The sequence below is a fragment of the Kitasatospora gansuensis genome (assembly GCF_014203705.1).
Lineage (GTDB): Bacteria > Actinomycetota > Actinomycetes > Streptomycetales > Streptomycetaceae > Kitasatospora > Kitasatospora gansuensis.
Genome location: NZ_JACHJR010000001.1, coordinates 5,994,652 through 6,008,148 on the forward strand (window position 1 = coordinate 5,994,652; position 13,497 = coordinate 6,008,148).

Below are 13,497 nucleotides of genomic sequence, written 5' to 3' on the forward strand. Positions count from 1 at the left end.
CCGAGGTGGAGGTCAGTAGGTGAGGGCGGGTGGGCGCTCGGCGGAGGCTGGTGATGTCTCCTCGGTCGGTGGACCGGCCTTGGCGAACCGGGTCAGCAACCTGACCTCGACGACGGCGAGGGTGGCGTAGAGCAGGGTGAAGACGGTGAGGGAGACGGCGGCCGTGGTGGTGGAGACGCCGGGGGAGACCGCGTCCCTGGTCCGCAACAGACCGTAGACGGCCCAGGGTTGACGGCCCATCTCGGTGAAGATCCAGCCGAAGGAGTTGGCGACCAACGGGAAACCCATGGTCAGGATCGCGATCCGCCAGGACCAGGTGGTGAGCAGCGGCCCGAGTTCGCGGTTCCGGGTGAGCAGCAGGCGGGGGACTTCGTCCTCGCGGGTGCGCAGCTGTGGGGCGACCCAGCGCCTGCGCCGGGTGAGCCACAGGCCGGCCGCGCCGGCGGCGAAGGAGGTCATCCCGAAGCCGATCATGAGCCGGAAGCCCCAGAAGGTCATGAAGATGTTCGGGACGTAGTCCTCCGGCCGCCCGCCGTACGCGGCGGCTTCGGCGGCGGCGGTGTCGTTGATGCCGGGCACCGCGTCGGTGAGGTTGTGGTGCGCCAGGAAGGAGAGGACGCCGGGGACCTCGACCGCGACGGAGTTGCGGCCCTCGCCCACGTCGCCGACCGCGAACACGGAGAACGGCGCGGGTGCCTGGGTGTCCCAGAGCGCCTCGGCCGCGGCCATCTTCATCGGCTGCTGCTCGAACATGACCTGCCCGAGGCGGTCGCCGCTCACGGCGGTGGCCAGGCCCGCGGCCACCGCCAGGGAGAGGCCGAGACGGAGCGAGGTGCGCATCGTGGCGGTCTTCCGGGGGTTGGCTTCTTCGGCGCGCTTGCCCTTCCACAGGTGGAAGGCGGAGATGCCGACCATGAAGGCGGCCCCGGTCAGGAACGAGGCGGACAGCGTGTGCCCGGCCTGGACGAGGGTGGTGTGCTGGGTCAACACCTCGACGAAGTCGGTGAGTCGGGCCCGTCCGGTGGCCCGGTCGATCGAGTAGCCGACCGGGTGCTGCATCCAGGAGTTGGCGGCCAGGATGAAGTACGAGGACAGCACGGTGCCGATCGAGACCAGCCACATGCAGGCGCAGTGGACCTTCCTCGGCAGCCGGTCCCAGCCGAAGATCCACAGACCGATGAAGGTGGACTCCAGGAAGAAGGCGACCAGCGCCTCCATCGCCAGCGGCGCGCCGAAGACGTCGCCGACGAAGCGGGAGTAGTCGGACCAGTTCATCCCGAACTGGAACTCCTGCACGATGCCCGTGACGACACCGAGCGCGATGTTGATCAGGAAGAGCTTGCCCCAGAACTTGGTGGCATGCAGGTACTTCTCCTTGCCGGTCCGCACCCAGGCCGTCTCCAGGCCCGCCACCAGGGCCGCCAGACTGATCGTCAGCGGCACGAAGAGGAAGTGGTAGACGGTGGTGACGCCGAACTGCCAGCGCGCGATGGTCTCCGGTGCCAGTGCCAGGTTCACGACGCGGCCCTCGGTACGGTGTTCATGCCCTCACCCTCGGCCGCGTCAGCGCCCTGCGGTAGCGGCAACGGATCGATGCGTCCATAGACTGGTTCTATGCACCTCTCGCCGCGTGTCCCGGACCTTCCCGCCCTTGAGCTGCTGCTCAGCGTCATCGAACTGGGCAGTCTCGGGCGAGCGGCCGAGTCGCACGGCATCAGCCAGCCCTCGGCCAGCTCCCGGATCCGCTATCTGGAGAAGCTGGTCGGCGTGCCCGTACTGGAGCGGTCCACCCGGGGCTCCCGGGCCACCCCGGCCGGTGCGCTGATCGCAGAGTGGGCCCGGACGGTGCTCGACGCGGCGCACCAGCTGGACGCCGGCATCTCCGCCCTGCGCGAGGAGCGCAACTCCCACCTGCGGCTGGCGGCCAGTCAGACCGTCGCCGAGTACCTGGTCCCCAAGTGGCTGATCGGGCTGCGGACGCACAACCCGACCACCAGCGTCGCCCTCGAGTCCGGCAACTCGGCCGACGTCGCCAGGGCCGTCCTGGACGGCCGTGCCGAGATCGGTTTCATCGAGAGCCCGCGCGCGCCCAAGGGGCTGGAGAGCCGTCCGGTGGCCAGGGACCACCTGGTCGTGGTGGTGGCCCCCGACCACGCCTGGGCCCGGCGGAAGGCCATCACCCTCGACGAGCTCACCGCGACACCGCTGATCCAGCGGGAGACCGGCTCCGGCACCCGGACCGCCTTCGAACTCGCGGTGGCCGCGCACCTGCCGGACTGGCGCCCGTCCGCCCTGCTGGAACTCTCCTCCACCACCGCCATCAAGACCGCCGTGGCCGGCGGTGGCGGCCCCGCCGTGCTCAGCTCGCTCGCCGTCGCCGACGAACTGGCGGCCGGCACCCTGCGCTCACCCGCGGTGACCGACCTCGATCTCGGGCGCACCCTGCGCGCCGTCTGGCCCACCGGCCGGCGCCCGACCGGCCCGGCCCGCGACCTGTACGCCATCGCCCACCGGTCACTCACCGCCGCCTGACCCCGCTTCAGGGTCGTCATAGAACCGGGCTATGGACGCATTGATCCGTTGCCGCTACCGGGCCGAAAACCCCTGCCGGAGGATGAAGTCGCAACCTCCCGATGAAGCAGGGACACCATGTACACCCTCCTCTTTCTCCTGATCTCCCTCTGCGTGCTGGCCGTACTCCGCGGCCGGCCGCGCAGGTCGCAACTGCTGCTGTGGGCGGGAACGCTGAGCCTCACCGTGCTCGCGTTCCTCCCCCACCTCGACCGCGCCTTCCACCTGAGTTTCTGAGGAGAAGCAGGACATGCTCACCGTCGCCACCACCGCTCCCGCCACCGCCCGGCTCTCCCACCGCCTCGGCCTCTGGTTCGCCCACGCCTACGTCCTGGGCATGTGCGCCACCATCGGCGGCGCCTACATCTTCCAGTTCGGCCTGTGGGAGTACCCCTGCCCGATGTGCCTGCTGCAGCGGATGTTCATGCTGCTCAGCGCCGTCGGGCCGGCCATGATCATCGCCCGTTCGCGCAAGGGCGCCGTGACCACCGGGGAGTTCGCCACCGGCTGGGGCGTCGCGATCGTCTCCGCCCTGATCGGCGGCACCGTCTCCGGCGCTCAGGTGCTGATGCACATCGTGCCCCCGGACCCCGGGTACGCCGGTGCCCTGTTCGGCCTCCACCTGTACACCTGGGCCGCGATCACCTTCTTCCTGGCCGCCCTCGCCGGGGGCGTCAACCTGGTGCTGACCGACCAGGCCCGGCCACTGGACGCCGCCACCGGCTCGCCCGCCCTGCGCCGCGCCGCCGTCGTCACCCTGGCGGTGCTCGCCTTCTTTGCCGTCAGCAACCTGGTCGCCTGCTTCTTCCTCCAGGGCTTCCACTGGCAGATGCCCGGCGACCCCACCGGCTACCGGTTCTTCACCGATCTCTTCTGAGCCCCCGTCAAGTGCGTGCCCGGCCATGGCGCCGGGCCCGCACTCAACGGCGTGCGGCCCCAACCGGCAGCAGGGTCCCGGCGGCCAGCCCCCGCAGCGTGTGGAAGGCCACCACCAGCCAGGCCGCCACCAGGAACGCGTACAGCCCGACGGCCAGCCAGACGTAGGCGTCCAGGCCGGTGTGCCGCGCCAGCCCCTCCGCGCCGGTGACGCAGGTGCCGACCGGGAAGGTGAAGGCCCACCAGGTCATCGCGAAGCCCATACCCGCCCGCAGGGCCCGTACGATCACCGCGCCCGCGAGCACGAACCAGGCCAGCGCGAAGCCCGTCACCGGCACCCCGTACAGCACCGCGAGCATCCGGAAGCCCTCGGCGTACGGGGCCGGGATCACCGCCGGGGCGACGTCGGCGAAGTTGTTCGCCGCCGTGGTGGACTGCCCCAGCGGGCCGAGCACCAGGAACAGCGTCGGCAGCAGGGCAACCGGCAGCCGGGGACCGGCCAGCAGCCGGGCGAAGATGATCGGCAGCAGCGACAGGGTGGCCAGCAGACTCAGGCCGAACATCGTGTAGCAGCCGAGGAACAGCGCCTGCTGCCACTGACCGGTCGGCAGATGCGGGATCAGCAGCGGCCCGAGCGCGGCGGAGACCATCGGCGCGACCACCGGCAGCAGCCAGACGGGTGAGGCGCTGCCCGGTTTGAGCTGGTGCCGACTCGCCATCAGATACGGGATGAGGACGGCGGCCAGCAGCCCGACGGCGGTGCCGACGGTGAACAGCACCGCGTCCACGGCGACGGCCGCGTCCGGGCCGATCCAGTCCTTGCCGACCAGTACGGTGCCGCCGCCCACCGCCAGCAGGGCCATCGAGAGGCAGCCGTAGAACGGGGCCACCGTCGGGTCGAGCAGGTGGGCGCGGGCCTGGTCGCCGTGGCGGACCCAGTGGGCCGTCCGGGCGACGAGCAGGACCGCCAGCATCAGCGCGGACAGCGCCCAGACCAGGCGGCACGCGGTGTGCAGTCCCGGGACGTCCCGGGGGAGGGCGACGCCGGCGTTGGCCACGATGGCCGTCCCCATCACGGCGGCGTACCAGTTGGGGCCGAGCTGCCGCACCCACGAGTCCCGGGCGCCGACGGCGGGACGAACCGGAGTACGGGGCAGGGCGGGCGTCGTCATGTGTCCACCGTGACCCGGGGCGGCCACTCCCACCAGCGGACTCGCGCCCAGCGGTCAGTCGCTGCGCCGGGCCTGAAGGTCGTTCAGGGATTCCTGGAAGCTGCGGATCAGCGCGGCGAGGCCGGTCTCGAAGGCCCGCTCGCGGAAGTCGGGCGGGGCGTTCCGCAGCGGTTCGAGCCCGGCCGGGAGCGCCTCGTCCGTCCAGGCCGTTTCGTGCGGGCGGTTGAGGTGGAGCGCGGAGCCGATCAGCAGGTACTCGATCGACTGGACCACCGAGAGCACGTGCTCCTCCGGCCAGCCGGCCTGCCGCAGCATGGCGAACGCGCAGGCGTAGCCCTGGAGGGCCGCCAGGGACCGGGTCGGCCGGGAGGCGAGCAGCGGCACCATGTTCGGGTGGCGGGCGAGGGCGGCACGGTACGAGCGGGCCCAGGCGTCCAGGGCGGCGGTCCACGGCTGGACGGTCGGGTCGAGGTCCATCTCGGCGACGATCAGGTCGCTGATCCCGGTGATGATCTCGTCGCGGCTGGCGACGTAGTTGTAGAGCGAGGGCCCCTTGACGCCCAGTCGGGCCGCGATCCGGGTGGTCGAGAGCGCCTCGGTGCCCTCCTCGTCGACCAGGGCGAGGGCGGCCCGCATGATTCCGTCCCGGGTCAGCAGCGGCCGTGACGGCCTGCCCATCTGTCGGTCCTCTCGTCCACTGGTGGTTACCCCCGGGTATTGGCTCGCGCCGCGGACTAGTGTACGTTCTCGCCCAGGTAAAACTACAGGCTCTAGTTTTAGGGGCTTCCGTGGATGCGCCTGGCGTCCCTCCGGTGGCGCCGGGCCAAGGCTGCGAAGGGCAACTCGCCTTCGCGGCCCCGGCCGACGGCGGAATTCGGCCGCATCTCGCGCAGCCCCTTCGACGTGCCGTTCCTGCCATCCGCCCGCCTTACGCCGAAGGTGACCCTCCGCATGTCCAAGCGCACCCTCGCGCTGCCGGCGCTCGTCCTCTCCGTGCTGCTCTCCGTCAGCGCCTGCGATCCGACGAGCCCGACAGCCCGGCCCACCGACCACGGCGCCGCCGCCCAGGTCGTGGCTGTTCCGTCCGACGTTCCCTCCGACGGCAACCCGCCGGTGCTCCCGGCGCCCGGCGGCACCCCCTCGGTGACCCTGGTCTCCCCGGCCACCGACCGCGCGCCGTCCGCCAGGCCGGTGCCCGTCGCTCCGTCAGCTGTCACCCCGTCAGCTGCCGCCCCGTCCCCGTCCGGGACACCGGCCGTGGTGGCCGGGGCGGCCGACCTCCAGCTGACCTCGTACGACCAGCGGACCGGGACAGCCGTGCTCGCCGTCGCCAACGACCGCACGGGCGCGCCGAGTCCGTCCGCCTCGGCCGCCACCGGTGCCGTGCGGACCGGCCAGCTGATCGCCAGTCCGCCGTCGGCCGCCGTCCCGCAGGGCGCGCTGCTGGCGATCACGGCCGTCGAGCCGGCCGGGGCCGGGAAGGTGCGGGTCGAAACCCGGCCGGCCGCCATCTCCGAGCTGCTCGGCCAGACCCGGGCGGACATCAGGTCCGCGCTGGACCCGCACCGGATCCAGGTCACCCCCAAGGTCAAGGACCTCAAGGTCTCCTACGTCCCGAAGCCCGGTGGCGGCGACGGCGCGGCCTCGGCCGAGCTGCGGCTGGACGTGAACGACTCCGTCCCGCTGCCCGGCGGATCCAAGGCCGCGCTGACCGGCTCGCTCGCCCTCGACCCGAGCGTCGTCTTCTCCTACCAGGGTTCCCACGGCATCCTCGCTCCCGAGCAGGCCAAGGTCGGTTTCGACCTGGGCGCGCACGCCGACTGGCACCTCACCGCGAACCTCACCGGCTCCACCGGCCCGGTCCGGATCCCGGTCGCGACGCTCACCGCCACCCCCACCGTGATGGTCGGCGTGCTGCCGGTCGTGATCACCCTCAACCTGTCGGTCTACGCCGAGGTCAGCGCCGACGGCAGCGTCAGCGTCGACATCGGGCAGGCCGTCGACGGGAACTGGGCTATCCACGCCGAGTACACCAAGGCGGCCGGCTGGCACAGCGTCACCGACCCGGCCGACACCACCGTCACCCCGGTCAAGGCCACCTTCACCGGCGCCGCCACCGTGCGCAGCGCCTTGGTCGCGGAGGGGTCGGTCGCCCTGTACGGCGCGCTGGGCGTGAAGGCGACCGTCAAGCCGTACCTGCGGGCCCAGGTGCAGGGCACGGTCACGATCACCGTCGACGGCAGCGGCGTCAAGCCGGTCGTCGACGGCAGCGCCGGCCTCTACGGCGGGATCGACGTGGACGGGGCCGTGCTGGTGCGGATCGCCGTGCTCGGCACCCCGCTGTTCCAGAAGGACGTGCCGTTTCAGCTCTACCACCGCGAATGGCCGATCACGACCCTCAGCGCCACACCGACCAGCTGACTGACCATCCCTCAAGTCGAAAGCGGAGTCCCAGACATGACCATCAAGGCAAAGCTCGTCGCCACCGCGACCCTGACCGCCGCGATCACCGCCGGTCTCGCCACCACCCCCGCCGTCGCCGCAGCCCCCGCCGCCCCGGCGGCGAGCAGCGGCAGCACCGTGACCGAGCAGCAGTGGCTCGCCGACGTCACCGCCGCGATCGCGCCCGCCCGCGCCTACATCGAGCAGCGCACGGCCGAGCCGACGGACGAGACCCCCGCGATCGTCTTCGACATCGACAACACCACCCTCGCGACGCACTTCCACCCGTTCACCATGCCGGGCATCGCGCCGGTCGTGGAGCTGGCGCGGTACGCCCACTCGCGCGGGGTCGCGGTCATCTTCGTCACCGCGCGGGTGGACTTCATCGAACCGGTCACCCGGTACAGCCTGGAGAAGGCGGGCTACACCGTGGACCAGCTGCACGGGCGTGACCTGTGCGATCTCTTCAAGTCGGTGCAGCAGTACAAGACGGACGAGCGGATCGAGATCGAGAACGAGGGCTACACGATCATCGGCAGCGTCGGCAACAACTGGACGGACCTGAACGGCGGCCACGCCGAGCGGACCTTCAAGCTGCCGGACTACAACGGCCTGCTCTCCTGACGCGAAGGGCTGCTGCCGGACGTTCCGGCAGCAGCCTGTCCGCGTCGGTCGGTCAGGGAGCGAGCGCCGAGGCGGGGGAGACGAAGGTGTAGCCGAGGGCCTTGATGCCGTTGACGGTCTGCTGCAGTGCGCTCAGGCCGTACGAGGGGTGGTAGAAGAAGCTGGCGAAGCCGTCCCGGACCGCCAGGTTCAGCTGGGCCTCGTGGATCATGTCCGCGGGCAGTCGTGGCGGGTTGTTGTTGGACACCACCGGCTCGTAGTTGCCGAGGTTCTCCGGCAGCACGGTCATCCCGTAGACGTCACGCACGGGGTACGGGAAGAACTGACCGATCATCAGGCCGTAGTCGACCGGGCCGCCGGCGAGCTGTCCGCCGAAGTACAGCGAGCGCTCGTAGCGGGTGCCGAAGTTCTGGCCCACCACGGTGTAGTCGGTGGCCGAGCCCGCGTAGTGCGGGAACTCGAAGATCGACGGCGGGGTGAGACCGGCGGCCGTGAACTCGTTGAGACCGGCCGTGATCCGGCCCTGCGCCCAGGCAGCCGAGTCCTCCGCGACCGGCCCCTGGTGGATGACCCAGTCGGTGTTCTGGCAGGGAGCCTCGAACTGGTACGGCGGGGTCTGCGTGGTGGAGCACTGCGATCGGTAGAACTCGAAGTCGTCGCCGCTGACCCCGTCGTACGGGTTGGCGACGCCGGTGTACTGGTGCGTGTAGCCGTGCATGATCATCGTGCCGCCGTCGGCGATCAGCGACTTGAGCGCGTTGACCAGTTGGGGCGCCTGCGCGAGCGTGATCGTCTGCGGGGTGCCGCCGTTGTACGTGCCGTTGGGATCGGTGTACACGGGGATCACGCCGAAGCTGAACGGGACGTTCTGGCTCTTCAGCCAGTGGCCGATGTTGATCAGCTGGTTCGGGTTGTCGGCCGGGCTGACGTCCTCCAGGCGGACCATCGCGCGGTGCCGGTCCGGCGCCGCCGGGGCGAGGGCGTCGAAGAGCAGGTCGCTGAGGATCATCACCCGGTCGGTCTCGCTCACGTACGAGAACGGGATGTCGCCGATGTACGTCAGGTTGTTCGAACGGACCGCCCAGGGCACGGAGACCCCGGTGCTGTCGGTGGCCGAGGCGAGCACGGTGACCTTGGACGGGTCGGTGATGTAGTCGCCCAGCACCCCACCCCCGTTGAGGCTGTTGCGGGTCAGGTTCTGGCCCTTGTACGCGACCGAGGTGATGGAGTTGAAGTTGAACCAGGAGTTGGTCGGGTCCCAGCCGTAGGCGGCCGAGAACTGCGCCGGGCCGGTCTGGTTGGCGAGGTTCCAGATGTTGTCGTACAGCCAGATCACCGGATGCGTGGTGGTCGTCACGTCGCTGTAGAACGAGTTCGGGATCGCGTCGGGGATCGAGCCGCCGTAGTAGGTGGAACCGAAGTAGACGGTCGAGGTGAAGTCGTTGACCTGCCCGGCCTGGTACGAGGACACCGGCTGGGTCGTCACCTGGCCGAAGTGGCCGGCGAGGTTGGCGGTGACCATCGCGTACAGCTCGCCCAGATACCCGTACGGGCCGGCGTTGTCGTACAGCACCAGCGTGGTCGGGTCGGTCGCCGCTGACACCGCGTCAGGGACCGCGGTGGCGGACATCGACCGTACGGCCGTCGAGGCGGCCTTCGGCAGCTTCTTCTGCGGGTCCTTCTTGCGCTCCTTCTCGGCCGCCTTCTGCTTGGCGCCGAGCTTGGCGTCGATGTCGCCCGCGTGCCGCTGCTTGACGACCTCGCTGTGAGCGGTCTTGTCCGGGGGCGATTTCGCGGACGTGGCCGCGGGAGCGGACAGCCCCACGGCGAAGGCCAGGACGAGCGCTGCCACGGATCTCGACGGGCGGCCCCGCCGCCAGATTTTCGAAGGGAAAGGCATGACGGCCCCTCGTGCGAACAACGGATTCACGACACGGATGCAAGATGTGCGGGAGAAAGCGCCCGACAGCACGGTCCTTCAGGCGAATCCCCGCCCGTTATCCCCACCCCTGGTCCCTGCGCCCACCCGTGGACCGGGCCTCTGCGGTCTCCGAGGTCTCACACACTCGGGCGCAGCGTCAACGCTGCCATGTGACCGCACAACACAGGCCTATTTACGAAGGTCCCACCAAGCACGGCGGGATGTCAATCGCTGCCCCGCGCGCCGGGCGCGGGCAACCGGTGGTTCCGGCTGCCCGCGCCCGGGGTCGTGCTGTTCTCGGTGTCAACCCGACTGCAGAGGGCGTCAGTTGAGCGTCCACCGCTGGTTGTTCTGGCCGTTGCAGCTCCACAGGATCATCCTGGTGCCGTTGGCGACCGCACCGCCCTCGGCGTCGAGGCACAGGCCCGAGGCGTTGTTGGTGATGCTGCCGTTGGAGTTGACGGTCCACTTCTGGTTTGTGGCGTTGCCGCAGTCCCACAGGACGACCTTGGTGCCGTTCGCCGTGCCGCCTCCCGAGGCGTCCAGACACTTGGTGCCGTACACGACGAGCTCGTTGCGCGAGGTCTGGGTGAAGGTCTCGTTCCGGCCACCGGAGCAGTCCCACAGGACGGCCTGGCTGCCGTTGGCGACGGTGTTCATCGCGAAGTCGACGCAGCGGTTGGCAGTGGCGGTGACGAGGGCGACACCGTTGGTGCCGGGGATGCTCTGGACGCGGACGGCGTCGACGTCGGGCGCGGTGCTGCCCGGGACGGCGGCGAAGCGGACGGTGTTCGTGCCCTTGGCCAGGTGGGCCAGGATCGACACGGTCCGGTAGGTGGTGGCGGAGCCGGTGGGCGGGAAGGCCAGCTGGTACGCGTACTGGCCGTTGACCTGGACGGTGGCCTTGCGGACGGTGCTTCCGCCGTTGGCGTAGGTGACGTCCACCAGCTTGGTGCCCGCCGCACCCGCGGTGACGCCGGTGAAGGTGGGCGTGGCGGCGGCCGTGGTGTCCTCGTACGTGTCGCCGGCCGCCTCGGTGCCGGACACGGTCAGCAGCACCGCGTCGTTCGCCGGGACGGAGGTGGTGTAGCCGGTGCCGGACGATCCGACATCGGCCCGCGACCAGACGTTGCGCACCGAGGCGGAAGCGGTGGTCAGGCCGAGGTCGGCCCAGCGGACGGTCATCTGGGCGGCGGATCCCGTGCGGTTGAGCAGCAGGACGGCACGCTTGCCCGTACCGGCGAGCACCTTGGAGTACACCTGCAGGTTCCTGGTGTCCTCGGCGACCTTGACGCCCTGCAGCCCGCGCCGGTCCTGGTCGATGGCGAGGACCTCGGGCTGGGTGAGGATGTCGCGGGTGGTGCTGCTCATGGTGGCCAGGTTGTTGCCGGCCAGCAGCGGGGCCCCGGAGATCGCCCACAGGCTCATGTGCAGCCGGTTCTGGGCCGCGTTCAGGCCGTTCATCCCGACCATCAGCATGTCGAGGTCGTTGGTGTAGCCGGTGTGCTGCGCCGCCGGGTGGATGCCCTGGTCGAAGTTGGTGAGCATCTTCGTGGTGTCCGCGGTCTGGCCGTAGAAGATGATGTCGTTGCTGGTCCGCCACAGGTCACCGGTACCAGGTGCCCAGTTCCAGGTCAGGCCGGTTCCCCACTCGCAGACCGACAGGACGAGCCGGCGGCCGGTGACGGCGCTCGCGGCTTCGTGGGCGGCGGCGATCGCCTTGTACGTCGCCTCCTGGTTCAGCTTCTCCTCGCGACCGCCACAGAAGTCGATCTTGACGTAGTCGAAGCCCCAGCGCTGGAAGCTCTCCAGGTCCTGCTGATAGTGGCCCTCCATACCGGAGTTGGGGGTGGCGGGCCGGGTGGTCGGGTAGTAGAAGCCGCAGCCCTGCTTGCCCGCGTCGGTGTAGATACCGGCCTTGAGACCCCTGCCGTGCAGGTAGTCGGCGACGGCCTTCATGCCGCCCGGCCACAGGCTCTCGTTGACGGCGATGTTGCCGTTGGCGTCGCGCGCGCCCTGCCACCAGCCGTCGTCGAGGTTGATGTGGTCGTACCCGGCGGCGGCCATGCCGGAGGAGACCAGGGCGTCGGCCTGCTGCTTGATGACGTTGAAGTCGATGCTGCTGGCGAAGGTGTTCCAGGACGCCCAGCCGAGCGGTGGCGGAGTGACGCCGATCTGGGTGGTGCTGACGGCAGCCGGCTCGGCGTTCAGGGGTACCGTCGGCGGTCGGCCGCCGGTGGCGGCCAGCCCGGCCAGGGCGAGTACCAGGGTGAGGACCGGGGCGGCGATCAGATGGATCCAGCTCGGTCGGGTGTGCGGCATGCGACTCTCCGGGACGAATGAAACGCTTCTCAGCGAACGGAATCGCTGACTGTCAACGCGCACATGACGGGCGAGCGGGCGGGTCCGACGACCCGCCCGCTCGCCTGCGCCACGTACGGTCAGGTGCGGGTCCAGCGCTGGTTGGTGCCGCCGTTGCAGGTCCAGATCGCGAGCTTGGTGCCGTTCGCGGTCGCCTTGGCGGGCACGTCCAGGCACTTGCCCGCGCCGACCGCGGTGACGGTGCCGTCGGCGTTGAGCCGCCACTGCTGGTTGGGCTGTCCGCCGCAGTCCCAGACGGCCACGCTCGTGCCGTCCGCGGTGCCCCCGCCGCTCACGTCCAGGCACTTGTTCCCGTAGACCCGCAGCTCACCGGCGGAGGTCACCGTCCACTGCTGGTTGGGCTGGCCGTTGCAGTCCCAGATCTGCGCCTGCGCCCCGTTGCTCTGCGAGGCACCGGCGACGTCCAGGCACCTGCCCGAACCCACGCCCTTGAACGCACTCCCGCCGGTCGGGGCGGTGGCGTTCAGCGTGTCCAGGACGGCGTAGTAGGCGGCCTTCTTCCCGTAGTTGCCGTCGAGGAGCAGGGGCGTGTCGGAGGCGCGCCAGGAGTACTTGTCGGTCACGCCCCAGGTGGTGATGCCGGTGCAGCGGGCGACGGCCAGGCAGGCCCGGGTGACGCTGCGGTAGGCGTCGGCCTGGGCGGTGCCGGAGCCGGAGATGTCGAGTTCGGTGATCTGCACGTCCACGCCGAGCGCGGCGAACTGGGCGATGTTCTGCTGGTAGTTGCCCGGCACCTGGCCGAAGTGCGACTGGAGACCGACGCAGTCGATCGGGACGCCGCGGTTCTTGAAGTCGCGGACCATGTTGTAGACGCCCTGGGTCTTGGCCGCATTGGCGTCGTCGATGTTGTAGTCGTTGTAGCAGAGCTTGGCGCCGGGGTCGGCCACCCGGGCGGCGCGGAACGCCTCCTCGATGAAGCCGTTGCCGAGCTTCTGCTGGAAGACCGAGCTGCGCAGGGTGCCCACTGGGCCGCCGTCGGCGAACGCCTCGTTGACCACGTCCCAGGCGAAGACCTTGCCCTTGTAATGGCCCGCCACGTTGGCGATGTGGTTGTCCATCACGGACCGGACCTCGGTGGCGGATCCCAAGTTCTGTACCCAGCCGGGCAGTTGGGAGTGCCATACCAGGGTGTGGCCGCGCACCTTCATGCCCTTGGCCACGGCATGGTTGACGATCTGGTCGGCGCCGCCGTAGCTGAAGGCGTTGCGGGACGGCTCGGTGGCGTCCCACTTCATCTCGTTCTCCGGCGTCACGGCGCTGAACTCCTGGTCCAGAGCCGCGACATAGGCCGCCTCGCCGAGCCTGCCCGCCGCCACGGCGGCGCCGTAGTACCGGCCGCCCTGCGCGGCTGCGCCGCCCAGGTTGCCGACCGCCGCAGCGGCGACGGGCGCGGTGGTCGCGGTGACGGTGACTGCGAGGCCCAGGACGCCGGCGGCGAACAGGGCACCGATCCTGCGGGAGGGTACGGGTGGTACGCGCATGGCTGCGCCTCCGTTGTTCGGATCACGG

The 13,497-nt window shown here is 70.3% G+C and carries 11 protein-coding genes; 5 read left to right on the top strand and 6 right to left on the bottom strand.

Features of this window, described 5'->3' with window-relative positions; all coding sequences use genetic code 11:
* Nucleotides 1–12: 12 nt before the first annotated feature.
* Nucleotides 13–1,518 (bottom strand): cytochrome ubiquinol oxidase subunit I, encoded by a 1,506-nt coding sequence (locus F4556_RS27105; RefSeq protein WP_184920515.1) that lies wholly within the window; start codon nucleotides 1,516–1,518, stop codon nucleotides 13–15.
* A gap of 96 nt (nucleotides 1,519–1,614) precedes the next feature.
* Here F4556_RS27105 and F4556_RS27110 point away from each other — a divergent pair, with 96 nt between their 5' ends.
* The 3 genes from F4556_RS27110 to F4556_RS27120 all read left to right on the top strand — a co-directional run bounded on the left by F4556_RS27110 (nucleotide 1,615) and on the right by F4556_RS27120 (nucleotide 3,448).
* On the top strand, nucleotides 1,615–2,532 hold the full coding sequence (locus F4556_RS27110) for a LysR family transcriptional regulator (RefSeq protein WP_184920516.1): 918 nt from the start codon (nucleotides 1,615–1,617) through the stop codon (nucleotides 2,530–2,532).
* A gap of 117 nt (nucleotides 2,533–2,649) precedes the next feature.
* On the top strand, nucleotides 2,650–2,808 hold the full coding sequence (locus F4556_RS27115; RefSeq protein ID WP_184920518.1) for a DUF5993 family protein: 159 nt from the start codon (nucleotides 2,650–2,652) through the stop codon (nucleotides 2,806–2,808).
* A gap of 13 nt (nucleotides 2,809–2,821) precedes the next feature.
* Nucleotides 2,822–3,448, top strand: a complete 627-nt coding sequence (locus F4556_RS27120; RefSeq protein ID WP_184920520.1) for a disulfide bond formation protein B — start codon at nucleotides 2,822–2,824, stop codon at nucleotides 3,446–3,448.
* 43 nt (nucleotides 3,449–3,491) lie between these two features.
* On the opposite strand, the gene F4556_RS27125 is transcribed toward F4556_RS27120, so the two are convergent.
* Both F4556_RS27125 and F4556_RS27130 read right to left on the bottom strand, forming a co-directional pair.
* Nucleotides 3,492–4,619 carry a TDT family transporter gene (locus F4556_RS27125; protein ID WP_184920522.1) on the bottom strand — a complete coding sequence of 376 codons (1,128 nt, stop codon included), beginning with the start codon at nucleotides 4,617–4,619 and terminating at the stop codon, nucleotides 3,492–3,494.
* A 54-nt stretch (nucleotides 4,620–4,673) separates the two neighbouring features.
* Nucleotides 4,674–5,297 (bottom strand): TetR/AcrR family transcriptional regulator, encoded by a 624-nt coding sequence (locus tag F4556_RS27130; protein WP_184920524.1) that lies wholly within the window; start codon nucleotides 5,295–5,297, stop codon nucleotides 4,674–4,676.
* Between the two features lie 273 nt (nucleotides 5,298–5,570).
* Here F4556_RS27130 and F4556_RS27135 point away from each other — a divergent pair, with 273 nt between their 5' ends.
* A complete protein-coding gene (locus F4556_RS27135) occupies nucleotides 5,571–7,040 on the top strand; it encodes a hypothetical protein (RefSeq protein ID WP_184920526.1) in 1,470 nt (489 codons plus the stop codon).
* Between the two features lie 36 nt (nucleotides 7,041–7,076).
* Nucleotides 7,077–7,685 (top strand): HAD family acid phosphatase, encoded by a 609-nt coding sequence (locus F4556_RS27140; RefSeq protein ID WP_184920528.1) that lies wholly within the window; start codon nucleotides 7,077–7,079, stop codon nucleotides 7,683–7,685.
* A 52-nt stretch (nucleotides 7,686–7,737) separates the two neighbouring features.
* On the opposite strand, the gene F4556_RS27145 is transcribed toward F4556_RS27140, so the two are convergent.
* The 3 genes from F4556_RS27145 to F4556_RS27155 form a co-directional block, all read right to left on the bottom strand.
* Nucleotides 7,738–9,537, bottom strand: a complete 1,800-nt coding sequence (locus F4556_RS27145; RefSeq protein ID WP_313068680.1) for a DUF2334 domain-containing protein — start codon at nucleotides 9,535–9,537, stop codon at nucleotides 7,738–7,740.
* A gap of 393 nt (nucleotides 9,538–9,930) precedes the next feature.
* Nucleotides 9,931–11,928 (bottom strand): RICIN domain-containing protein, encoded by a 1,998-nt coding sequence (locus F4556_RS27150; RefSeq protein ID WP_184920532.1) that lies wholly within the window; start codon nucleotides 11,926–11,928, stop codon nucleotides 9,931–9,933.
* 119 nt (nucleotides 11,929–12,047) lie between these two features.
* Nucleotides 12,048–13,469 (bottom strand): glycoside hydrolase family 10 protein, encoded by a 1,422-nt coding sequence (locus tag F4556_RS27155; RefSeq protein ID WP_184920533.1) that lies wholly within the window; start codon nucleotides 13,467–13,469, stop codon nucleotides 12,048–12,050.
* Between the last annotated feature and the right edge of the window lie 28 nt (nucleotides 13,470–13,497).